This window comes from Maribacter flavus (assembly GCF_008386635.1).
GTDB lineage: Bacteria > Bacteroidota > Bacteroidia > Flavobacteriales > Flavobacteriaceae > Maribacter > Maribacter flavus.
In genome coordinates this window covers 2,215,905-2,240,539 of sequence record NZ_VUOE01000001.1, presented here as the reverse complement: position 1 = coordinate 2,240,539, position 24,635 = coordinate 2,215,905, and the positions used below count along the sequence as shown (strand labels likewise).

At 38.8% G+C, this 24,635-nt stretch carries 15 protein-coding genes; 9 read left to right on the top strand and 6 right to left on the bottom strand.

Going from position 1 to position 24,635, the window contains the following annotated elements; genetic code table 11:
* Positions 1 to 155 precede the first annotated feature (155 nt).
* Both F0361_RS09635 and F0361_RS09630 read left to right on the top strand, forming a co-directional pair.
* Entirely contained in the window at positions 156 to 3,068 is a 2,913-nt protein-coding gene (locus F0361_RS09635) for a PEP/pyruvate-binding domain-containing protein (RefSeq protein WP_154918296.1), read from the top strand.
* Entirely contained in the window at positions 3,065 to 4,324 is a 1,260-nt protein-coding gene (locus F0361_RS09630) for a serine hydrolase (protein WP_154918294.1), read from the top strand. The genes F0361_RS09635 and F0361_RS09630 overlap by 4 nt, the downstream gene beginning before the upstream one ends.
* Positions 4,325 to 4,345: 21 nt before the next feature.
* On the opposite strand, the gene F0361_RS09625 is transcribed toward F0361_RS09630, so the two are convergent.
* The 6 genes from F0361_RS09625 to F0361_RS09600 all read right to left on the bottom strand — a co-directional run bounded on the left by F0361_RS09625 (position 4,346) and on the right by F0361_RS09600 (position 14,279).
* Positions 4,346 to 6,775: a transglycosylase domain-containing protein gene (locus F0361_RS09625; protein WP_154918292.1), complete on the bottom strand. Its 2,430-nt coding sequence runs from the start codon at positions 6,773 to 6,775 to the stop codon at positions 4,346 to 4,348.
* A complete protein-coding gene (locus F0361_RS09620; protein WP_154918290.1) occupies positions 6,762 to 9,560 on the bottom strand; it encodes an Npt1/Npt2 family nucleotide transporter in 2,799 nt (932 codons plus the stop codon). Before F0361_RS09620 ends, F0361_RS09625 begins: the two co-directional genes overlap by 14 nt.
* A gap of 30 nt (positions 9,561 to 9,590) precedes the next feature.
* Positions 9,591 to 10,382, bottom strand: coding sequence for a serine hydrolase (locus F0361_RS09615; protein WP_394349868.1), 792 nt, complete (start codon positions 10,380 to 10,382; stop codon positions 9,591 to 9,593).
* A 581-nt stretch (positions 10,383 to 10,963) separates the two neighbouring features.
* The gene (locus tag F0361_RS09610) at positions 10,964 to 12,190 is read right to left on the bottom strand and encodes a site-specific integrase (protein WP_154918287.1); all 1,227 of its coding nucleotides are present in this window, start codon (positions 12,188 to 12,190) and stop codon (positions 10,964 to 10,966) included.
* 296 nt (positions 12,191 to 12,486) lie between these two features.
* A complete protein-coding gene (locus F0361_RS09605) occupies positions 12,487 to 13,422 on the bottom strand; it encodes a L,D-transpeptidase (protein ID WP_154918285.1) in 936 nt (311 codons plus the stop codon).
* A gap of 92 nt (positions 13,423 to 13,514) precedes the next feature.
* Entirely contained in the window at positions 13,515 to 14,279 is a 765-nt protein-coding gene (locus F0361_RS09600) for an LOG family protein (protein ID WP_154918283.1), read from the bottom strand.
* 115 nt (positions 14,280 to 14,394) lie between these two features.
* On the opposite strand from F0361_RS09600, the gene F0361_RS09595 reads away from it, so the two are divergent.
* From F0361_RS09595 to pta, 7 genes are all read left to right on the top strand, one after another.
* Positions 14,395 to 15,198: an MlaE family ABC transporter permease gene (locus tag F0361_RS09595; RefSeq protein WP_246160851.1), complete on the top strand. Its 804-nt coding sequence runs from the start codon at positions 14,395 to 14,397 to the stop codon at positions 15,196 to 15,198.
* A gap of 36 nt (positions 15,199 to 15,234) precedes the next feature.
* Positions 15,235 to 15,993: an ABC transporter ATP-binding protein gene (locus F0361_RS09590; protein ID WP_154918282.1), complete on the top strand. Its 759-nt coding sequence runs from the start codon at positions 15,235 to 15,237 to the stop codon at positions 15,991 to 15,993.
* Positions 15,994 to 15,997: 4 nt separating this feature from the next.
* On the top strand, positions 15,998 to 16,978 hold the full coding sequence (locus F0361_RS09585) for an MlaD family protein (RefSeq protein ID WP_154918280.1): 981 nt from the start codon (positions 15,998 to 16,000) through the stop codon (positions 16,976 to 16,978).
* Between the two features lie 190 nt (positions 16,979 to 17,168).
* Entirely contained in the window at positions 17,169 to 18,965 is a 1,797-nt protein-coding gene (locus tag F0361_RS09580) for a Na/Pi cotransporter family protein (protein WP_154918279.1), read from the top strand.
* Positions 18,966 to 19,403: 438 nt separating this feature from the next.
* Positions 19,404 to 19,883, top strand: coding sequence for a pyridoxamine 5'-phosphate oxidase family protein (locus F0361_RS09575; protein WP_154918277.1), 480 nt, complete (start codon positions 19,404 to 19,406; stop codon positions 19,881 to 19,883).
* A gap of 79 nt (positions 19,884 to 19,962) precedes the next feature.
* Complete coding sequence (gene ppsA / locus F0361_RS09570; RefSeq protein ID WP_154918275.1) at positions 19,963 to 22,359, top strand: phosphoenolpyruvate synthase; 2,397 nt, start codon at positions 19,963 to 19,965, stop codon at positions 22,357 to 22,359.
* 171 nt (positions 22,360 to 22,530) lie between these two features.
* Complete coding sequence (gene pta / locus F0361_RS09565) at positions 22,531 to 24,624, top strand: phosphate acetyltransferase (protein WP_154918273.1); 2,094 nt, start codon at positions 22,531 to 22,533, stop codon at positions 24,622 to 24,624.
* Positions 24,625 to 24,635: the final 11 nt, after the last annotated feature.

Below are 24,635 nucleotides of genomic sequence, written 5' to 3'. Positions count from 1 at the left end.
AAGACCGTTCCCGAGAAGAATTCTTACTCGAAACGGACACTTTTAACCAAAAATTGTTGAATTTAGAGCTATATTAAATTGGGGAAGGTGTAATAAAGGTAAGTCCGTCTTTTAGGGAGTATTATCCTATAAGCACCCAAAAAAATTGTAGAGACTTGAAAAAATATGTTTTATTTTTTTTAACGTGCTTTTTTTGGCAAAGTTCTATCCTAGCTCAAATAAAGGACAATAAGGGAATTTCAGAGCTAATTTCAAAACTAAAGCAAGACATTCGTGGTCCCTATAAAGATATCCGTTGGTTCTGTACCGATGGGAGCATTCGCCAGCCGAAGGATCCCTGCCCTGATGAAATAGGCCCAGGCTGGCAACATGCCAGATATCGTGATGATGTTGTGGAGTTGGGCAAGTCAAACCATATTTATTTAGGTCAAATTCTTGCCTACACAGACCCAAAGGATTTTTGGGATGCTGAAAATGACCATGCCCGATTAAAACAATATCAGTTGGAGCAATACCTTAAAGGTGTCGATGATGGCTGGATTCTGCAAAAAGGACAGTATTACAGGGGTGCCGTTCAATCAGAAGACGAAGAGACTTGGGGAATTGATTTCTATAAAGATTTATTAAAAGATGATGAAAGTCTAGAGAAAAAATTCTTTTTGATTCGACAATCATTAAAGGATGTGCCTCACAATGGCGATAGTAATATCGCTCAAAAAATGCGAAGTGAATCAAAGGTGTTGTCAGATGAATATGTCCCCTTTATGGAACTTCGCATCAAAATTCATGGACGCCCTGAACCTTCCGATATTCAAAAAGTGGAGCGGTTCATAATTAAACATCAAGATAAATTGACAGGTACCTTGAACGCTCAATTTAGGGAATTGCTTTCTACCATGCGTGAGTTTCACAGGCCTATTGATTTGGGCTCTCTTACCAAAAAAATTGGTAACCTTCAGAATTCAGAACTGGAAACTTTCCTCAACCAATTCGCGAACAATGGTAATCTAGTCAATAATCCGACCGAATTGATTCGTGAGGCATCCGATTTATTGTTAAAACTTAGAGAGGGAATTTTATTGGAGACAGATTCACAAGTTCGCTTGGAACTTTTGGATGTTTCACTAAAACTGGAAGGTTTGGTCTTTAAAAATGCATTGAATTGGGAAACCGATAGCTTACAATCCCTCTTGGAAAAAATATGTCACTTAGGTATGGCTTCCGCTGGTGCGGGATTTTTGGAGATATGGGAATGGAATCAGCTGCAGGGCTATCTTTCAAACTACGAATCGGAATCCCTTTCATTGGCCGAATTGACCGAAACCCTGCAACAAGCGCGAAGTGGGGTGGAGTGGAGTGCCAGCATGGTAAAGGCCAATTATGATGATGTTGTCGAAACCTACGTAGGATTTGAGCCCATGGCGTCCGGTTTTATCGATGATAAAATCAGGGGTTCCGTAGCTTTACACTTGGGTAATGCCGTGGGTGAGCTTGGTAGTTTTATTGCTTCGGAATCCTCATTGACCAATCAGGTTATGGACGTTTCCAACCAAAGTACCGTTCGGGGATTAAATCCTGGCTATGCTTTTGGAGAATTGGTCGTAATCGGAGGCAGTTCAGAAGATATCGAAGTATCTTCGGATAAAATCTATGTGTTTCAAAGCCCCCCTTCCGACTTGAAGCCAGTTGCGGGAATTGCAACGGTCGCGGAAGGAAATATGGTCTCGCACGTTCAGTTGCTTGCCCGCAATTTGGCAATTCCGAATGCGGCCCTATCCGATGAAAACCTACAACAACTGAAAAAGTATGACGGGCAACGGGTGTTCTTCGCAGTTTCTAACAAAGGAAATGTGATATTAAAACCCGAAGCGCAAATGAGCGAAATTGAAATAAACCTCTTTACGAAAAAAGAGCGAAAGGATGAACGGATCGAAGTGCCCGTAGGTCAAATTCGTTTGGATGAAAAGGGAGTTTTGGATATGCGAAGCGTAAATGCCGATGACTCAGGGAAACTATGCGGCCCTAAGGCAGCAAATTTGGGACAGTTGAAAAAAATGTTTCCAGATTATGTGGTCGAAGGGTTGGTCATTCCCTTCGGGATTTTTAGGGAACATATGGATCAGACTATGTCTGGGCAAACCGTGAGTTACTGGACTTTTCTGAATAATGTGTTCATTGAGGCGGACCGAATGCGTTCAAACTCCATGGGAGAAAAAGAGGTGGAAAACTACCAATTACGCCAGTTGGAAATACTTCGCGAATCAATCAAGACAATGCCTCTTAAAACAAAATTTGTAGAAGCCTTGAAGTTGGGATTTAAAAATGTTCTTGGTTCAGATATAGGTGAGGTTCCGGTTTTTCTACGGAGCGATACGAATATGGAAGATTTAAAGGATTTTACCGGGGCAGGACTCAACCTTACCCTTTTCAACGTGGTCGAGGAGGAAAAGATTTTGGATGGCGTTCGTGCCGTCTGGGCTTCCCCGTATACAGAGCGCAGCTTCAAATGGAGACAAAAGTATTTGTTGAACCCAGAAAATGTCTTCCCTTCCATTTTGGTGATTCCCAGTGTCGATGTAGATTATTCTGGAGTTTTGATTACCAAGGGAATCGTTTCGGGCAACGAAAATGATTTGACCATTGCCTTTAGCCGTGGCGCAGGTGGTGCGGTGGATGGGCAGGCTGCCGAACAATACCTTTTGAAGGAAAACGGTCAAAATATGTTGCTGGCTCCTGCCCGAGAACCGGATTACAACAGCTTGCCCAAAACTGGGGGAACGCTAAAAAAAAGTACCACTTTTGAAACGCCCGTGCTCAACTCCAAAAATCTCAAAGATATTCGTAGCATGGCCAAAACAATTCAAGAACGCATTCCAAAGGAAACCAAATCCGATTATCTGGGGGCATATGATGTAGAACTTGGTTTTAAGGATGATAAATTGTGGTTGTTTCAAATTCGTCCCTTTGTAGAAAATAAAAAGGCCCTGAGCTCGGATTACTTGGAATCGATTACCCCAAAAGTGGACTTGAACAAAATGATACCTGTTACAAAAAATCCCCGGCCATGAAAAAAATACTTGTTTTAATATCGATTAGTTTTCTAGTGATGGCCTTTGCTATAACGCCCTATCCTATTGACGGCTACGAACGAACCGGCATAAAACGGTTAAAACGGTTGGAACTCATTCAAAGTGGTGAACTAAAAGATGCGACAGCCCTCCCGTTGGGAGCTTTAAAATCCTGGGAAGCTATTTCGTTGAACCTGGCCTCAAGAAAAGATGATAGCCTGGAAACATTTTTTCATGTCGATCATGGACTCCAAAGGGAAATAGGTGGAATGTTTCGCGGACTTGACAGAAGCTATTCCATTGCAGTGCTTGATATTTCGAACCCTGACAGTACACGTTACGCACAGCGAAATGAAACCTTGGGCTACCAACCGGGAAGTGTTGGTAAGTTGGCAGTTTTGAATGCCCTTTTCCATCAATTGTCCAAGATATACCCTGACTCCTTTGAGCAGCGAATTGAGCTCCTAAAAAATAAATCTGTAAAGGCAGGGGTTTGGGGCCTTACCGACGAACACACCGTACCTATATTCAATATTGAGAAAAATACCTTAATTAAAAGGCAGGTCATCGCCAGTGATGTCTTTTCGCTTTTTGAATGGGCGGATCACATGCTTTCGGTCAGTAATAATGGTGCGGCAAGTATCGTTTGGCGTGAGGCCTTGTTGATGTCTGTCTTTTGCGAAAAATATCCGGAATTGACCAAGGAGGAGGCTGATGCCTATTTTAAGGAAACCCCAAAAAAGCTATTGACCGATATGGCAAATGATATTGTCAACCTTCCTTTACGGCAATTGGGTATCACCCATGAAGAATGGCGTCTGGGCAGTTTTTTTACCGGAGGGGCCAATACTTATGTTGGTGACAAAGGGGGCAGTATTGGCACCCCATTAGGATTGATGAAATTTTTGGTCCAGTTGGAACAGGGCAAAGTGATTGATGAGGCATCAAGTCTTGAAATGAAGCGGTTGATGTATATGACCGATAGGCGTATTCGATATGCACAATCACCGTCTTTAAAAGAAGCTGCGGTATATTTTAAGTCGGGCAGCCTGTACAAATGCGATCGAAGCAAAGGAGAGGAATGTGGTAAATACATGGGCAATGTAATGAATTACATGAACTCGATAATCATCGTCGAACATCCCGATAATTGTAAATATATAGTCGCCTTGATGAGCAATGTGCTAAGGAAGAATTCGGCTTCAGATCATATGTATTTGGCCAATTTAATAGATAGGGCGATACGTAAAGGGTAGTTCGTTCAGCTATTGGTACATTTATAACTGTTCCGAGCCAATTGTTTCCAGCTTTAGACTGTCCGGCTGAATTATCGGACCACGTATACTGTCGAAGAAAACCTTCCGATTGATTGAATCTTGAATAATCGAATCTTTTATAAAAAGTTCTTTTAAATAAACAGAATCCGTAGAATAATGTGCCATGGCAGAAGCTGCATCCAACTCAGAGTACGAGGGGCAACCAAAATGTTCCTGATCAAACTCAAAGTTCGTTAGCATGGGTCTTTTCCAACTACTAAGACTCCTAAACACGGAAGCGACCATGGGCATGGCCGTTCTTGCTCCGGAACCATAGCCCATTTGTACCCTTTTGTCCAAGGTACCCACCCAAGAACCGATTACAAGTTCCGGTGAGCATCCAATGAACCAACCATCGGAGTTGTTCTGGGTGGTTCCTGTTTTCCCGATTATGTTAAAGGGTACCCCGTATGCCTGAAAACCTTTCCCCGTGCCCTCTTGGGTAACCTCGAGCATCATTTTTTGTAGCGTTTTTACATTTTCCGTTGCGGAAACCCGATTCCCTATATTTTTTTTATCTGCGGTAAAAAGGACCGTACCATCTTCCTGTTCTATTCGTTCAATGATATAGGGCGTAACCGAACGCCCCCCATTTGATATGGAGGCATAGGCTTTAACCATTTCAAAAAGTGAAATTTCGGCCGTACCCAAAACAATAGATGGTACATCTGGTATTTCAGTATCGATTCCCATTTTTTTGGCCAGCGCAATGACATTTTGGTTACCCGTTTTCAACTGAAGTTCGACCGAAACGGTATTGATTGAATTTGCCAATGCGCCATGCATGCTATAACTACCCCCATACCTGTGGTCTGCGTTCCTTGGTGTCCAATCTTCAAACTTGGAGTATTTTCTTAAAATGTTGTCGTAGAACGTACAGGCATTTTCGTGGGAGTTCAGGGCAGCGAGATAAGTAATGGGCTTAAAAACCGACCCCACTTGTTTCGGTTCTTGAATATGGTCTTTTTGCGAAAAGCCGTAATCAATACCCCCGAGATAGCCCATAATCTCGCCGCTCCCGCTGTTCAAGGCCAAAATACCCGTATGCAATCTGGTCACCGTCTTGATTATGGAATCTTTTAAAGATTGGTCCACGTCGACCCATCCCAAGCCAAGCTCCCAGTACTTTCGATTTTGAATTGAATTTACAAATTCATCCAACTCAGCCTCGGTCTTCCCCTGCTGCCTTAATTTTTTTACCTGCGGATGGTCGGCCAATAGTCGTTTTACCAAACCCTCTTTACCCCCTTCAACTGTGGCACTGGTCCAAGCCCTATCCATATCGGCCTGCAACCGTTTCATTTGTCGGGTCATGGCATTTTCAAGGTATCTCTGTATATTGGGATTGAGCGTGGTATATATTTTTAGACCATCCAACTCTACATCGTACTGTCCACCGTTACTTTTTGGATTTTCAAGTGCCCATTTATTAAATTCTCGGCGTATAAATTCTTTATAGTACGATGCAAAAGAGGATTGTTTTACAGGCGGCTGATAATTAAGTGCTAGGGGTTTTTTGGCCAAATTGGCTAAACTATCGTCGATATAACCATATTTAATCATTTGCTCAAGAACGATATTTCTTCTTTTTTCGGCTCTCTCGGGATGATTCCTTGGGTTGTAGAACGTTGGTGCCTTTAAAAGACCTACCAAAGTGGCACTCTCCGAAAGATCAAGATCTGTTGTAGATTTATTGAAAAACCGATGCGCCGCCTTTTCCAGGCCATATAGATTCTCACCAAAAGAAACCGTGTTGAAATAAAGCAATACCAATTCATCCTTGGTATAAATAGACTCCAGTCGTTTTGCAATTATGATCTCTCTCATCTTATTGATCGGAGTGGTCAAAAACCTTTGTTTTTTACGTCCGAACAAATTCTTCGCAATCTGTTGGGTTATGGTACTGCCGCCCCCTGCATCTTGACCTAGCAAAACCGACTTGATCAGAACCCGGGCGTAGCTTCTATAATCGATGCCGCCATGGGAGAAAAAACGGACGTCCTCAGTTGCTACTAAGGCATTGATGATTTCATTTGTTAGCTCGACTTGCTCAATATTCGACCTATTTTGAAAAAAAAATACACCTATCGGCTGTTCGTCTTTACCATAAATAGTAGAAGTTACTGGATTCTGAAGTGCTTTCAGTTCTTGTTTTGTAGGGATATGGCCAAATGCGCCAAAATAGGTTAACAGAAAAAATGACAATACAGCGCCAAGGCAAGATATAAAAAGGTATAGGGTAAATTTGATGGGGTGCTTTATAATAAATCCTAGGGAACTTAAAATTAATTTTTTGGATTTTCGCAACAAAATTATGACCTGAATCATTAATCTGTGGATGATATGTTCCACCCGTTCCTTCATTCGCTGCAAAAGATTAGTTTTCTGCATTTATCTCTGAAATGGCATTCAACGCAAAAGTCCTGATTTTTAAATCGTCTTGTTTTGACAAAGGCTCCAAAATAGGCAAATATTTTTTATCACCTTGTTTTCCAATAAGATAAAGTACTGCCAACTTCACCTTTAAATCGGGCATATTCAAAAGCAGTTTAAAACATTCCTTTTCAGAGGGGATTTTTGGTTTGATGCGCTGAATAGACTCTTCGGAAGAAAAATCCCTCATTACTTCTTCAATGATTGGAAAAAGCTGCTGTTTGAGGCTTCCGGTCAACAGATTGTCCAAAAAATCAATGGCAGTGGATCGAAGCTCTTCTTCATTACTTGTCAATCTTTCAAAGGCCAATAGGATATCCTCTTGGGCATATTTAAGCCCCAATAACTTAAAAATACGCTCCAAACCAGCATCCAGACGCCGTTCCAACAATTCTAAAAGTGAAGTTCTGGCATCCCGTTCCTTTTGCTGAACTTCTTGCCGGGGCCTTTTACGATTTCGGTAAGAGATTATAATTTGGGTATGCATCGCGTTGAGGGTCTGGTGAAAAAGTTTACACTCTTCATAAATCTTGGAAGCCACTTCAAAACGGTTGAACTTTATTTCAGGATGCGATGAACGCAGGTTACTTAGTGAACGGATACTTTCCAATCGAACGCTAAGATCTACGTCATTGAACAATTGAAATAGATACTGTATGGATTCTTGGTTGCCAAACGTTTCAATAACCCTTGGTATGAACCTACGCGCTTCCAAGCTTACCTTTTGTTCTTTTACCATCCATACCAAAACTGGCATTACTCCAAGTCCATAATTCCTTAGGGAAGCTATTACTGGTCCTCGATAGATTTTTTTTGGAAGCAATTCCACTAAATGGGGAACAAAAGATGATTCCATGCTTAACCCCATTGCTTCGATGGCTTCCATCTGTAAATCCACATTATGGCCATTCAAGATTTGGGTGAGTAGGGAGTGGAATTTTGTCAACCCGGCTATACCTATGGTCTTTATTAAATAAGGAGACAAATTTTTATCCGATTCTTCCACAGCTTTTTGAATACGCTTTTCCAAATGATATCGGTTTCGCATCCTTTGGTTGTTTATAGACTCCCTAGCCAAAGAAAAAAGTGCTGCACCAGCGATATTTTTATCCTTATGGTCAAGATAGTATGAAAATATGGCCTCAGGTTCGTTTCTTGAGTGCAACAGCAAAAAATCCATAGCCGCCAGGTTCAAATCCTCATCACCGATAGAAAGTAATTCGTTCATGTTCCACGGCATGGATACACTATCCAAATAATAAAGATTTTTGATAGCCGATGTCTTTACCTTATTGGAAGGATGGTCCAAGAGATTTCGAACATCGGGGGCGAAACGTTTATCATTAATTTCCATCAGCTTATCCAGCATAAAAAGGATTTGATTTTCATTTCCTTCGGAAAAGACCTTGCGCATACCTTTCAAAACGGAAACCTGCTTGACCACAGGAGCTGCCAATTCTTCGTTGGTTTGTCCCCTCAAGTTGGCCCTGAAGGTTTCATAATAAGTTTTGCGGACTCTAAAGATGAAATAGGCCCATAGTAACACCAATGCGATAACCAACCAAGTGACCTGATAGCTTTGCCACTCAAAACCTTTTATCAAAAACACCAATAAAATTCCCGCAATACCGGTGGCCAAACTATCGATGACGACATCAATGAATGATTTGGTCCTATTTTTTATTTCAAAGGGTAGTGGTAATGCCAGCAATTCAAAAGCACTTTTGTTTATCGATTGTTTTAGAGCACCGTCCATAGCCTTAATGACAACAACCGCTGAAAGCTCTGGCAGAAAAAGGAAAAATATGCTGCCAAGCAAGATCCCCAATGGTAACAATAGTAGGGAAAAACCAACTCCCCAAACACCAACAATACGCTGTGTTAGAAATAACTGTAACGCTAAAGAGACCAGATTAAAGGTCGAGAACCAAAACCCAAAAAAAGAGGACAGTTCATCGGGGTCGGAAATGGCATCGGCGGCATAATCGCTGAACAAGTAATCCACTAGTTTGGCGACCAAAACGCTTATACCCACAAGCATGGCAAGATTTCTTAAATGTGGTTCCTTTTTCACCAGCTGAAAAGGTTTTTCCGAGATTGTCGGATACGTTTTGCTCTTTTTGAATTCATTTAATTTCGTGACGCGAAAGCTCCAGATTCTTTGTAGTAGTGGGAGCAACAGAAGTAGTAAAAAGGCCGCTAGGAGCATCATGGTACCATTTCCAAACCATGGGGCCAATAACGAAGTCAGGTAACCGCCAAAAAGGCCGCCCATGATGGCTCCAGAACCGATAAATCCAAACAACCTTTTGGCGTCCCTCACATTGAAAACCAAGTTTGCCAATACCCAAAATTGGGAGGCCGCCAAAACTCCATAAATGGCTACCCAGGTATAGACGATGTAAAGCATCCATCCTTTTAAAATATCCAAAAACACAAAAATTCCTGCTGAAATCAACACCAAACTTGAAAAAACAAGTGTGTATCGAATGATAGTTTTTAGTCTAAATTTTGAAAGTAATTGCGAGTACCAAAACGAACTCAGAATGGCACCTATGGCAACCAATAGATAACCGAATGGGAGCTGCTCTGGACCAAGTTCTGAAAGGAAAAGTGCACTTACCGTTGGTTTTAGTACTAAAAGTACCGCTACAACGATAAATATGTAGCAGAACATAAAAATAGAAATCCGCAATTCCCCCCTGCGAATATCAAAGAAGTCCGAAATAAATTTTTGGACCATTCGTAAATGTTGGTTACTTGTTCGACTTTATCAAAGAACGGGCTTTTTCAATACTTTCTCCACAGGTTTGACCAAGTCTCGAATAATCTGTTCCCCATTAGCGTCGTCAATCAAGGCAACTAATATATAACGCCTTTCAGGGTCCTTGCCCCAAACCAAAATAGAATCGGAGTGGTAGGTTTTCCAAGAACCTGACTTTCGGAAAAGTCTGGCATTTGGTGCAATCTGATCTAATGTATTGACAAACTTGTGGTGCAGTTCAGGGTTTTCCATAATGTCGAGCATCTGTTTTGAACGTCTTTCATTGACTAATTTACCGTGGGCCAAAAGATAGTAGAACCGGCATACTTGTGATACTGACGCGGCGTGGCTTAAGTTCTTTAACGGTTCACGATGCGTATCACCGCCGCCGCCATAACGCTTTCCTACCCAGAGACCGCCTCCAGTCTCCTCGTCATAAAAGGCATATTTGGAATCCGTCATAACCTCTTCGATTTTGTCATAACCCAAACGGTCAATCATTCGGGTAGAGGCCGCATTATCAGATTTACTGATCATCAGGCGCATATCTTTTTTAACTTCGATAGTTTCCTTCAATTCCCCTTTTTCAATGGCGTCCATTGAAGCCAATAATATGGCAATCTTTGGCAAGCTCGCCGCGTACATCATATGGGTACCATTGACCCTGGCAAATCGTATATCTTCAGGATTACTTAGGTCAACGATACCAACCGCCATTTTTTTTGAATCGATGAGTTGTGCCCAATCCTTATTTTTGGTAAGCTCATATTCTAGATTATTTTGCAATGATGTATCCACCATTTTATAAAGTGGTTTTATACTCTTTTCCAAGGTTTGTATAGGAAGTTGGGATAGAGCATTGCAACTCCATCCAAGAGCCATTACGAAAGTCAATAATCTTATTCTCATCAAGTTAATGCGAATTCAATAAATCTGTGTGAACAACAAGGACTTAAGGACATGCCATTGAAATTTGGTTATCTAATATATCTTACCAATAAAAAAGTAGGTAAAATTATATAATCCATTTATGTACAATTTGTTAAATGTTGTGAATTGAAAATATTTTGATGTGCCTAATAGGTAACCTTTTAATGTGTTAAAGAGTTTTGAAGGTTGTTTTTTTCTATCTCGACCTCCGGTCTTTATTTGAACATTCTATCAGATAAATCTTATGGTTTTCAAAGAAGTCTTTAATTGAAAATGTGATTGTTATTTAACTTTTTAGATAAATAATTAAATATGACCTATTGGATTCAACAATTGGACATACCGTCTAAAAGAGTCAATAAAATGAATGTAAACAATTCTAATGAGTATTTGGCCATCCTATAAAAGGAAAAAATATTCTACCTGAAGTATATCTTAATTTCAAGTCTTTCCTAATACATATCCATAATATGGGCGGGTAAATTCTTAATATAAATCTCCGTGGTCTGTAATTTACTATGTCCAAGCATTTTACTTAGCGCGTTGATTGGCACATCGTTCAAAATAAGATTAGTTGCCATAGAATGTCGACTAACATAACTTGTTAGTTTTTCTTCGATATCACATAGCTCGGCAATTTCTTTCAACCGTTTATTGTACAGTTTTCGTTCCCATTGCACGTCATAATATTGATTCTGTAGGCTCTCCATTCGTATTTTTGGGAAAATGAAGTCAGATTTCTTTTTTCCTTCAAGATAGTATTCAAGAATAGAGGAAAGTTGATTGGTTATTTTAACAACATAAGGCTTGGCTGTTTTTTGCCTTTTATATTGGATTCGTGCGTCAATAACATTTTCCATTTTTAGAAATGCTATGTCTATAAATGAAATGCCGTTCATCAAGTATGAACATATAAAATAGGCTTTTGCGTGAATTAATGGAGTGTCCGGCTTAAGCTCCAAATCAAGAATACGTTTGATTTTATCCTTGCTAATGGCTCTTTTTGCCGTTGGTTCGGTTTTTATATTGTACTTCCTAAATGGATAACTGTCTGCCGATACAATTTCCTGACGAATGGCTTTGTTATATATAGCCCTGATGGTACGCATGAACATAGATAATCCATTGATGCTATTTTCCTTTTTAAGCAGGGCGATTTGAAATTTTTTGAGAAATGAATAATTTACATCTTCAAAACGCAAACTTTTCTTTCTATGAAAATTTCTTAAAGCGCCCAATACGCTTTTATAGGCCCTAGCATTTCCAAATTTTTGGGCTTCCTCTATTTCATCTATGAGTTCTTGTGTATATTCAAAAAAGGAAATCTTCTTGGTCGTTTTGGTAAGTATGCGCTTCAAATCAGAAATTCCCAAACCTTCCAACTGAATGTTTTCTTCTAATAGATTAATACCGTCCCTCAGTTCGGTTTTCTTTTTTGTCTGCATATTGTTCAAACGAGTAATAGAAGATACTCCCTCATATGTTCCTTTTTCCTCTCGTTTTTTCTCATTCCAATATTCAGGGGGAACGGCAAATCCTGTAGAAATAGTAATTGTTTTTCGATAATGGCTCAGTCTAAAAATAATTGGAAATAATCCATCCTTTCTTTTTCGTCTAGTATCAATTGAGAGGGTTTTATTAGTCTTCATAAATTGAAGACATGAAAAATTTGCACTCAATTTGCACTCAAAATCGGGTATTATATGGTTTCATATGAATTCATATATTTTATAAAACATTGATTATCAGTTATTTTTAAATGTTTTTAGATACACATAAAACCATAAATCTACCTTCTTCTAAACATACGATCAAAGGTTCAAATCCTTCCGCGATCAAGAATGAGAAGTTCAATGAGAAAAAAAACTCCTAGCCTGCTTGAGCGTTTTTTTTATTTGGACAATTCTCTATTATGAGTGCGGTATGATTATACATACCTATATCAACCACAACAAATAGAAATACAAATTTGATTTTAATTATTCTTATCATAAATATCCTTAAATACGGCCACTACCCTACCTTCTTCGTACGTTTTTAAATCATAGCGAATCCTTAGCTTTGTTCCATTGGGAGAGTAATAATAGATTATCCACGCATCTGCCTCCCTCGTGCCAATACATCCATTCGAATAGGCCTTTCCTAAAGTTTCAGGATTGGTGGTTGGATGTATCATTTGTCCATTTCTGATCCCGTTTATTTCTGTTTCGATCCAAGGGATTTGAGGCATGATAGTCGTTTTTCCATCATCACGTTTGGTAACATAAAACTGTTTGCCATTTACCGGATTGTAGAATTCAGGGTGCCTGACATAATCAATTATGGTCCCACTTCCTGTTTTGGTGCGCAAATCAGTAATACGGTCCCCAAATTTCAAGTAACGTTCCCTATTTTGTCCTACGCGAACGGGAAATGTATATAACAAAACAGAATCTTGAAATATTCTTAATTTGAATTCAGGAATATTCACATCGATTTCGGTTTTTGCAAATTGTCCTAGTATTTGATTGGCTTTAATCGAATCTGGAATAAAAAGTTGACTTCCTTTTGGGAGTACGGTCAATTGTCGCTGGTCATATACAAAGGAATCTCGGGAAATCATCCTGTAATAATCCGTATTAGCCAAAGTGTCAATTATCCATGGATTATTCCTTACAATAACATGTTCTGACAATTGATAAGATAATAAAGAATCGTAACGAATTACCAAAGAATCAATATAATCAAAATACTCCCCGATGGTAACATTTCTATTTATCGGCACCATTTTTGGCAGTTTGATTTCATCTCCACCGGCATATGAAATAATCTTTTCAGTCTGCCCTTCCTCTAAAGCATGAGAGTTTTTTGCATTACATGACGTCAAAATCAATAGTAGGGACCATATACCAAAGTAAACTAATTTAACCATATCTGTCGTTTTTCAGTAGAATTGTCTCTTTTCCCTTAAATATTTTTATAGTTAAAAGTAGTTCCTGTGACTACATATAAAAATGATCATAATCATGTTCTCTTAGATCTGGTCTCCCCAAACCACCACCTGGTTTCCATGGGCTTTTTAACAAGTCCGAATCTCTTAACAGCATATTCATTAAGGTGTTGTGTCATTTCCTCCACAGAATCAGTAAGAAACAATAGGTTCATATCCTCCTGCGAAATACTTTCATTTTTGGCCATGGCCTGAATATGGTGATAGAGTTCCTTATGATATTCCTTTCCAAAAATCACAACGGGGAAATGGTGTATCATTTTAGTTTGAATCAGCGTCAATGCCTCAAAGAGTTCATCCAAAGTGCCTATTCCCCCAGGCATGACCACAAATGCATAGGAATATTTCAATAACAAAAACTTACGCACGAAGAAATAAGGGATATTAATCCATTTATGTAGATAAGGATTAGGTTTCTGCTCAAATGGCAATATAATATTACAACCAATGGAAAAACCATTATTGAGATAGGCACCCTTGTTAGCCGCCTCCATGATTCCCGGCCCGCCACCTGTCATAACTGCAAAACCCATTTCTGATAATGCCTTGCCAACCTCCTCCGCTTGTTTGTAATAGATATTGTCCTCCTCAAATCTTGCCGATCCAAATACTGTTACACAAGGTCCTATAAAGTGTAATTTACGAAAGGCCCTAATGAATTGATATTGAACCTTTAGTGTAAACCATAATTCTTTGAATCTACTCCTTGGACCATCTAAAAAAGTACGCTCCTCACTTAGATAATAAGAATTCGAATCATTTTTTGACTCCTGTTTCATGATAAATCTTTGATCAATAAAAGTAACACCGATCTAAAAAGTAAAAGATGACAATTCTCATTACCAGCATGATATTGGTCATTTTAAAAAAACCCTTTTCAATCTATATTTGAGAATGGCTTACATTGTGAAACCGGTCTTTATTACTTCAAAAATGGTCAGCAGGATAAAGAAATTCTTTATCCAAATAGGAGAACTATCCTATTTTGCAGGTCGATTTTTCAAAGAGACATTTACACTTCCTTTTGAATTCAAGGAACTTTTACGCCAATGTTATCATATGGGAAATAGGTCGTTGGTACTGGTTGTCATGACCAACTTCATTATTGGTTTAGTGTTAACACTGCAATCAAGGCCTACCATGATTCAATTCGGGGCCGTATCAATGATGCCCAATATGGTAGGTATTTCCATAGTAAGGGAAATTGGCCCTGTCATAACGGCTTTGATCTGTGCAGGCAGAATCGCTTCTGGTATTGGGGCCGAATTGGGATCTATGCGGGTAACGGAGCAAATTGATGCCATGGAGGTATCTGGAACCAATCCATTCAAATATTTGGTCGTGACCCGAATTTTGGCTACGACGCTAATGATTCCGCTTCTGGTCATTTTTGGGGATTTGATCGCATTGTATGGTTCCGCCTTGGTTGAGAATTTGAAGGGGCAAGTATCTTTTCAACTATATTTTAATACAGTTTTTGATGCCTTGAGTTTTGGTGATTTGGTCCCAGCAACGATAAAATCCTTTTTTTTCGGTTTTGTAATCGGTTTAGTAGGCTGCTATAAAGGATATTATTGTAAAAAAGGTACGGCCGGTGTTGGTGTAGCGGCCAACACGGCCGTAGTAACGGCATCCCTCTTATTGTTTGTTGTGGATTTTATCGCAGTTTTCGTTTCAGATATTTTTTATGAACTCTAAATAAAAAAAATGCCTTTAATAGCTTCAAAAAACTTAATGGAACCAAAAAATGATAAAGGACGAAAGGTGGTCATCCGTATCGAAGATCTTCGAAAAAGCTTTGGAAGTAACCAAGTATTAAATGGTTTCAATATGGTGCTATATAAAGGTGAAAATTTAGTAGTCATGGGAAAATCGGGCTCGGGCAAGTCTGTAATGATTAAATGCCTTGTTGGATTGATGACACCAGATAGTGGATATATAGAGGTTATGGGTAGGGAGATAGGCGCCCTAGATCGTCAAAACTTGGACGAACTACGTTCAGATATAGGGTTTCTTTTTCAAGGTAGTGCTTTATATGATTCCATGACGGTGCGAGAGAATCTAGAATTTCCAATGCGTAGACACAAAGAGAAACTGGGTGTTGTCCAAGATACTACCCCTCTGGTAATAGAGGCATTGGAAAATGTAGGTCTGGGCCATACAATGGATTTAATGCCATCAGAGCTCTCTGGAGGAATGAAAAGACGAGTTGCCTTGGCGCGTACACTTATTCTCAAACCAAAAATTATTCTATACGATGAACCTACTAGTGGATTGGATCCTATTACGGCAAAGGAAATCATTGAATTAATGCGCAGTATCCAAAAAAAATATAATACCTCTTCTTTAATAATTACCCACGACGTAGACTGTGCCCGTGTGATATCCGAGCGAATGATTCTTTTGGTAGACGGTATAAACTACGCAGACGGTACTTTTTCTGAATTATCATCGTCATCCGATCCAAAAGTTGAGGCGTTTTTTAAAAAATAGGAATATGACAAAGACTAAGTTGGAAAATTTAAGATTAGGCGTATTTGTAGTCACAGGGACAGTCTTGCTGCTTTTTGCTGCTTTTCTAATTGGCAATAGACAGAATATGTTCGGGAAAACCTTCGGGATAAGTGCTATATTTAAAAATGCCACTGGTCTTCAAAATGGCAATAATGTTCGTTTTTCAGGAATAAATGTTGGTACTGTAAATGGTATTGAAATAATAAACGATACCACTATACGAGTACTTATGAGAATTGAGGATGACATGCGAAAGCATATTAAAAAAAATGCACTTGCAAGTATAGGCTCAAATGGTTTAGTTGGCAGTATGCTCATCAATATAACACCTGGCGAAGGGCCCAGTGAACTAATTGTTCCGGGAGATGAGCTACAGTCTAGAAGCAAAGTTGGCACACAAGATATGATGAGCACCTTGAATATAACAAATGATAATGCCGCATTGTTGACTATCGATCTTTTGAAAGTCTCAAAGGCACTTACCGAAGGTCAAGGTACGTTAGGAAGATTACTCAATGATACTATTTTGGCTGACCACTTGGAGCAAACATTACAAAACTTTAAGCAAACAAGTGAAAATGCAAATACTGCCATGGATGAGTTAAATCGCTTCGTCAGAAACCTTAATTTGGAAGAAAGTGTCGCAGGTGTGTTGCTCAGTGATACCATTTCTGGGGGTAGAATCAAAAAAATTATTCAAAACCTTGATAATTCTAGTTTCCAAATAGAGAAGATTACAATGGACTTAAATGACATTGTAAATGATATCAAAGTGGGTAATGGAGCAATTGGGTATTTATCCAAAGACACCGTTTTGGTGAACCAATTAGACAGAACCATGCGGAATATTGAAGAGGGAACGGGGCGTTTTAACGAAAATATGGAAGCACTAAAACATAATTTTTTGACCCGTGGGTATTTTAGGAAATTAGAAAGACAGAAGAAAAAAGAAGAAAAACGATAGGCCCAAATTGATGACCATATCCAAAACCCTTACTTCTTTATTTTAAACAAAGCAGTCCATTTTCACTTTTGAATTGAAGGAAAGATTAAAGATTAGAACGAGTAATCCCCGATTCTTAGAATAAACGTATTGGAACCGTATTTTAATAAAAAACTATAAATCAATTTGAATACTTTTTCTCCCATATTCTATGATTAAAAAAGCATTGTTTTATTTGTTTCTTATCGTGCTTGCAGCGGTTTTGTTTTTAAACACAAACTTTGAAACCATCGCTGTAGGTATTGCCATATTACTTTTCGGCATGATTATGTTGGAAGAAGGATTTAAAGGGTTTGCGAAAGGCCCTTTGCAAATAATCTTAAAAAAAGCAACTGACAAGTTATACAAAAGCATTGCCGCTGGTGCAGTAGTCACCGCATTAATTCAATCAAGTTCATTGGTGTCTGCAGTAACCATTTCTTTTATTAGTGCAGGATTGGTTACTCTCCAAGGTGGAATGGGAATAATTTTTGGGGCCAATATTGGAACAACGGCTACGGCTTGGATTATTGCAGGTTTTGGTCTAAAGATCAATATTGCAGCTATGGCCATGCCAATGCTTGTGTTTGGGATAATTTTTTCGCTACAAAAAAAACCGTATTTGAAGGGAATCGGAAATATTCTCGCGGGATTGGGATTTTTCTTCTTGGGAATACAATATATGAAAGAAGGTTTCGATGTATTTAAAGAATATATCGATCTTACCAATTATGCCCTTCCAGGTTTCTTAGGAGTTATTGTATATGCAGGTATTGGCATCATAGTTACCTCAATTCTTCAATCCAGCAGTGCGTCCTTGGCTTTGATATTAACTGCATTAGCTGCCGGACAAATACAATATGAAAATGCCCTTGCCCTAGCCATAGGAGCAAATATTGGCACGACCATAACAGCAATTTTGGGTTCTTTAAGTTCCAACGTTGCCGGTAAAAGACTGGCAGGAGCCCATTTATTTTTTAACCTATTTACAGGAGTCATAGCCTTGGCTATCATTTTTCCTCTTGCCAATTTTGTGAATTTCCTATCAGATATCGCCGGTGTCTCTAGAGATAATTTCACGCTAAAATTGGCAATGTTCCATACAACCTTCAACATTTTGGGCGTACTCATAATGATACCACTAACAAAAAGAACAGAAAAATTTCTTATCAAATTTTTCAAGGAAGAAAAAGAAAAGGGTATTGAACAACCAAAATATTTAAACGAGAGCATACTCCAGTTCCCAAGCACTGTGGTTTCAGCTTTGACCAAAGAATCCAAATATCTTTTTGAAAATGCGATTTTTGAAATAATAGCACATGCGCTGAATATTCATAGAGGGGACATAAAATCCAACATGGACCCTAGAGATATTTTAAAGAAAACCAAAGAGGATTTCAAAACAGATGTTCGAAACCTTTATTACAGTAAAGTAAAAACCATATATGGCGAGATCCTAAGATACGCTACTACCGCTCAAAGTACCTTGAAAATAGGCAAAGACCTAAATAATAGGATTACAGAAATCAAAATAGCCAATCGCAAAATGGTGGAAATCATAAAGGGTGTTTTGGAATTGGGATTAAATGTATCCCAATATAGAACCTCAGAAAATATTCATATGGTCGAGGAGTATGACAAGTTTCGTGAAAAAATAATTAGGGTGTTACGAGTAGTATATTTGTTAAGGACGCAAGTTGATAAGCAAATCTATGACACCAAACTTTTTAAACTAAAAAATAAAGCTAACGATGAAAAATATCAAACTACCAAATCAATTAATATGCTAATTAGGGATAATTTAATTACTCCCAAGATGGCATCTTCTTTGGTCAATGATAAAGACAACTTGAACGAAATCATTAAAAATCTAATAGAGGTTGCTGAGCTTCTCTACGGAGAAAAAGACTCCCTATTGGAAAATACGGGGCAAAAGGATGAGCCCATAAGCTTTGTAGAAAAAGAATAGGAATTTTTGTATTGGCCTTATCGCCTAAATGACAGCAATTTTAGAAAAAGACTCCAGATTATCTTGTTTATTTTCAGATTGCTATCTCTTATTAGAAAATGGATCCAGTCTAACTTTAATTCTGTTCACAATAAGTGGTACATTCTCAATAATCGATTCTCCTGTGATGGCATCCACTCCTTCCATTGTATACGAGCCTTCACCAGATGTTGTAAATACAACTATTTTGTCCTGATAATTTTTTGTTCGTTCTATGAATGTTTTCATGGATACCAAAGCAAAATTCAGTCATTTCCTTACCTTATATGAGCAACTTATAGTCTTCTTAAGAATATATGTTCTTTTTTAGGTTTTTAAATATCCCTAATTAAATAAACATCGTTCCCATTTTTCCTAGATGACCAATGTCATATGGATTTCACTTTGTAAAAACTAGTTTTGGAAAAAGATAAAACCAAAGCTATGAGAAGAAATTTAGAACCTACTGAAAACCTTCAAATACTATCCAGCAACTATATAGGAAACTTAGCATATATATCGGGTACAAGTCCATATATAGTGCCAATGACCTATTATTATGATAGAGAAAGCCATACCATTACTAGTTACTCTTCAGAAGGACACAAAATCGCAGCAATGCGCAAAAACACTACCATAGCTTTAATGGTGAGCCAGATTAATTCAGTAGCGAATTGGCAGACAGTTCAAGTACATGGCACTTTTCAAGAATTAAAAGGTATAGATGCAAAACATATGCTTCATGCGTTTTCAGAGGGTATAAAAAATATTTTGAGTCGCACTAAAGGGATGGAGAGCGAATACATCAGTGAATTTTCGGCCAAGATTGAATCGGAAGGTTCGCCCATCGTATTCCGAATTAATATTCATGAGATTACAGGTAAGAAAAGGGAATCTTAGAAACGTCCAACATAAGTTAAGGTCTCTTATGGAGAAATTTGGCAAGTTACCTCTATTAAATCAATAAATTCTCTTTGTAATGCTTATAAAAAAATTCAGTCATATTGGTATTACGGATGTATCAACGGTAGGAGGAAAAAATGCTTCCCTTGGAGAAATGTATAATCAATTGTTACCAAAAGGAGTACATATTCCTAATGGTTTTGCCAGTACGTCCACTGCTTTTTGGAACTTCTTAAAGGAAAATGATATACAGCGTGCCCTGGAAAATATCATATCAAGATTGGACAGAAACCAATACACAAATTTAAATCTGATAGGTACGCGGGCAAGGAACCTGATTCTTGAAAGCGAATTTTCCGAAGAATTTTCTAACGCCCTTATACGTGCCTATAATGAACTTTGTGACAATGGTGAATTGGCCGTAGCAGTGCGCAGTAGTGCAACGGCAGAGGACCTTCCAGATGCTAGTTTTGCAGGTCAACATGATACTTTTTTAAATGTTAAAGGAGAGTTGGAGCTTTTGGGGGCCGTCAAGAAATGCTTCTCCTCTCTCTATACTGATAGAGCCATTAAATATCGAGAGGACAAGGGATTCAATCACAAAGATGTTGCCCTATCAGTGGGTGTACAGCTAATGGTACGATCAGATAAAAGCTGTTCTGGAGTGGGTTTTACAATAGAACCGGAATCCGGCTTTGAGAACATTGTATTACTCTCGGGGGTTTGGGGATTGGGTGAAAACATTGTACAAGGCATAGTAAACCCAGATGAGTTTTATGTCTTTAAACCCAGCATTAAGAAAGATATGTATCCCATAATTCAGAAAAAACTGGGCGATAAAAAACTGACCATGGTCTATGCTTCGGAAAAAGAAAAGGAAACAACCTTGAACATCGATACCCCATTAAAGCAACAAGAACAATATGTATTGACCGATAATGAAATTATTACTTTGGCCAAGTGGGCCCTACTAATAGAGGAACATTACCAAAAACCCATGGATATTGAATGGGCCAAGGATGGAATTACAAAAGAATTATTCATCACGCAGGCCCGTCCAGAGACGGTTCATCATACCAAGAATAAAAACATACACGTAGAATATCAGCTATTGAAGGAGGGCAAATTGCTAGTTAAAGGAGATGCCGTTGGATCTAAAATAAAAATTGGTTACCCTGTACTTTTAAATTCTCCCAATGAAGCTGGGCCTTTGACCAAAGAGTCCATTATTGTGACGGACACCATTACTCCGGATTGGGATCCTTTGCTCAAAAAGGTCGGTGGAATTATTACGAATAAAGGGGGCAGAACCAGTCATGCAGCCATCGTTGCCCGTGAATTGGGCGTCCCGGCAATTGTTGGGTGTGGCAACGCTACAGAAGAAATAGTCAACGGTGAAATAATTACTATGTCTTGTGCCCAAGGAAAGATCGGGTACATTTATAGAGGGGAACTTCCATTTAAGGAACGTAAAATCGATTTTACGGAAATCCATCTTCCAAAAACGGAAGCCAAAATGATTTTGGCCGATCCTGAAAACGCTTTCCAACTTTCATTTTATCCCAATAATGGAATCGGTTTATTACGGATGGAATTTATCATTACTCATTCCGTCCAGATACACCCTATGGCTTTGGTGAAATTTGAGGAAATAAAAGACTCCAAAGTAAAAAATAGAATAATGCAATTGACAAGCCAATATACCAACAGAGCTGACTATTTTGTTGATAAACTGGCGGAAGGAATAGCAGTTATAGCAGCGGCCTTTTATCCAAAAGAGGTCATCGTAAGACTAAGTGATTTTAAGACAAACGAATATGCGAACCTTATTGGGGGATCGGATTTTGAACCCTATGAGGAAAATCCTATGTTGGGTTTTAGGGGTGCCTCACGATACTATAGTGATTTATATAAAGATGGTTTCGCCTTGGAATGTACAGCTATAAAAAAAGTACGTGAAAAAATGGGGCTAACCAACCTTAAGGTGATGGTTCCTTTTTGTAGAACTGTCGAGGAAGGTAAAAAAGTGCTTACAGTAATGGAAGAAAATGGACTTAAGCGTACCGAAAATGGTCTGGAAGTGTATACCATGATAGAAATACCAAGCAATGTTATATTGGCCGAAGAATTTGCAAAAATCTTCGATGGGTTCTCCATTGGATCTAATGATCTGACTCAATTGACATTAGGTATAGATAGAGATTCCGAAATTATGGGAAAACTATTTGATGAAAATGATGAAGCCGCCAAACGTATGATTTCAATGGCAATTAAATCTGCAAAAAAATCAAATATAAAAATCGGATTATGCGGTCAAGCTCCGAGTGACTTTCCAGAGTTTGCAAAATTTCTTATTCAAGAAGGAATTGATAGCATTTCTTTTAATCCTGATGCTTTACTACAGGGTATCAAAAATATCAACAAGGCCGAACAACAGAAAGTCACTTTTGGAACGGCAGAAAGTAGCAAATAGCACTAAATCTTTATTATGGAAGCTGGTATTTGCCCTATCTTCACTAAAATCCTATGAAAAGGAATTTCAATCTAGAACGTATATTAAAAGATTTCTTCTTTTGTTTATAAAGACTAAATGGGTTAACACTAAAGAATCCCATAAATTTGTTAGCCACAAACCCCTTTACCTGTGAGCAAAGCCATTTATATTGCCACCACTGAACCAAATAGTGGAAAATCGATAGTTTCTTTAGGTCTAATGCAACTCCTACTGGGAAAAGCCGCAAAAGTTGGCTATTTCCGGCCAATAATAGACGACTTTGAAAAAGGTACCATGGACAGCCATATCCATACTATTATTACCCACTTTGAGTTGGACTTGGAATTTACGGATGCTTACGCTTACACTAGAAGTGAAGTTGTAAAACAAAAAAATTTAGACAGGGACGATGAAATTCTTGGTCACATAATACATAAATACAAGGCAATAGAGGACCAATTTGATTTTATTCTTGTCGAGGGAACAGATTTTTCTGGTGAAGGGGCAATAATCGAATGGGATATCAATGTGCTTGTGGCCAAAAACCTTGGTATTCCTACAGTGATTATTGCAAGCGGAACCGGTAAGACTTTGGATGAACTCATCGGCAACCTTTTTATGGCCTATGATTCCTTTAAAGAAAAGGGTGTAGAAGTGTTAATGACCGTTGCCAATAAAGTTGATCCAAAAAATATGGATATCGTGAGTGTTGGATTGCAAAAGAAACTTCCCAATAATGTATTGGTGGGTGTCATTCCAATAAATCCGCTGTTAGGGAACCCTACTGTCAAGGAAATCTCAAAAGAACTGGAGGCCAAGGTCCTTTTTGGAGAAGAATTTTTGAACAATCAAGCAGGTGGCTTTAGTGTAGGGGCAATGCAATTAAGAAATTATCTCACCCATCTTAAAAAGGACAGCTTGGTGATTACTCCTGGCGATAGGGCGGATATAATATTAGGGGCTTTACAGGCGAATATTTCTGCTAATTATCCCAATATTTCTGGAATTGTATTAACGGGCGGATTGTTGCCGGAGAAATCAATTGTCAAATTGATTAAAGGACTGTCCGATATTGTACCCATCCTATCCGTACAGGGAGGTACTTTTTCCGTAACAAACCAAATTGGAACCATTCGACCCAAAATCTATGCGGAGAACACCGTAAAAATCAATACATCCATACAGGAATTTGAGAAACATGTTCCCACCACCCAACTGGCGGAACGGTTAATAACGTTTAAGCCTCGTGGTATAACCCCCAGAATGTTCCAGTACAATCTCTTAAAAAGGGCGAAATCGGAAAAAAAGCACATAGTACTACCAGAAGGTACGGATGAGCGCATTCTGCTCGCCACTAAAAAGCTCATAGATGCAGATGCCGTAACCCTTACACTATTGGGAAACCCAGAAGAAATCAAGAGTAAAATCATTGAATTGGATATAGTTTTGGATGCATCGGCCATAAACATCGTAAATCCAGCGGAGTCACCACATTTCTTGGAGTACGCAACTACCCTTTTTGAACTAAGAAAGCATAAGAACGTTAATCTGGCCATGGCAAAAGACTTGATGGAAGATGTTTCCTATTTTGGCACAATGATGGTGTACATGGGACACGCGGATGGCATGGTATCCGGAGCCGTGCATACCACACAACATACCATAAGGCCCGCCCTGCAATTTATTAAGACAAGGCCAGGGGTCTCTATTGTTTCCTCTGTATTCTTTATGTGCTTGCCCAATAGGGTAACTATCTTTGGAGATTGTGCCATCAATCCCAATCCTACCGCAGAACAACTTTCGGAAATTGCCATCTCATCTGCGGCTACCAGTATCGCTTTTGGCATTGAACCCAAGATAGCCATGCTATCATATTCATCGGGAGCATCTGGCGTTGGTGAAGATGTAGATCGTGTAAGGAAAGCAACCGAAATCATCAAGAAAAAAAGACCGGAACTAAAAGTGGAAGGTCCAATTCAATACGATGCAGCCGTTGACAGTAAGGTAGGTCTCGCCAAACTACCCGATTCCCAGGTAGCAGGCCAGGCAAGCGTCTTCATTTTTCCTGATCTCAATACAGGAAACAACACTTATAAGGCCGTACAACGGGAAACTGGAGCACTGGCCATTGGTCCAATGCTACAAGGTCTTAATAAACCGGTTAACGATCTTAGCCGTGGATGTACTGTAGAGGACATTTACAATACGGTCATTATTACGGCAATACAGGCCCAAGGTCTTTAATATAAAAATGA

Excerpts from the sequence above, each read along its gene's own strand:
- F0361_RS09600 (WP_154918283.1), bottom strand. The coding sequence starts at position 14,279 with ATGAAACAGGAGTCAAAAAATGATTCGAATTCTTATTATCTAAGTGAG.
- F0361_RS09595 (WP_246160851.1), top strand. The coding sequence starts at position 14,395 with ATGGCTTACATTGTGAAACCGGTCTTTATTACTTCAAAAATGGTCAGC.
- F0361_RS09590 (WP_154918282.1), top strand. The coding sequence starts at position 15,235 with ATGGAACCAAAAAATGATAAAGGACGAAAGGTGGTCATCCGTATCGAA.
- F0361_RS09620 (WP_154918290.1), bottom strand. The coding sequence starts at position 9,560 with ATGGTCCAAAAATTTATTTCGGACTTCTTTGATATTCGCAGGGGGGAA.
- F0361_RS09605 (WP_154918285.1), bottom strand. The coding sequence starts at position 13,422 with ATGGTTAAATTAGTTTACTTTGGTATATGGTCCCTACTATTGATTTTG.
- ppsA (WP_154918275.1), top strand. The coding sequence starts at position 19,963 with ATGCTTATAAAAAAATTCAGTCATATTGGTATTACGGATGTATCAACG.
- F0361_RS09630 (WP_154918294.1), top strand. The coding sequence starts at position 3,065 with ATGAAAAAAATACTTGTTTTAATATCGATTAGTTTTCTAGTGATGGCC.
- F0361_RS09585 (WP_154918280.1), top strand. The coding sequence starts at position 15,998 with ATGACAAAGACTAAGTTGGAAAATTTAAGATTAGGCGTATTTGTAGTC.
- F0361_RS09625 (WP_154918292.1), bottom strand. The coding sequence starts at position 6,775 with ATGCAGAAAACTAATCTTTTGCAGCGAATGAAGGAACGGGTGGAACAT.
- F0361_RS09615 (WP_394349868.1), bottom strand. The coding sequence starts at position 10,382 with ATGGTGGATACATCATTGCAAAATAATCTAGAATATGAGCTTACCAAA.
- F0361_RS09580 (WP_154918279.1), top strand. The coding sequence starts at position 17,169 with ATGATTAAAAAAGCATTGTTTTATTTGTTTCTTATCGTGCTTGCAGCG.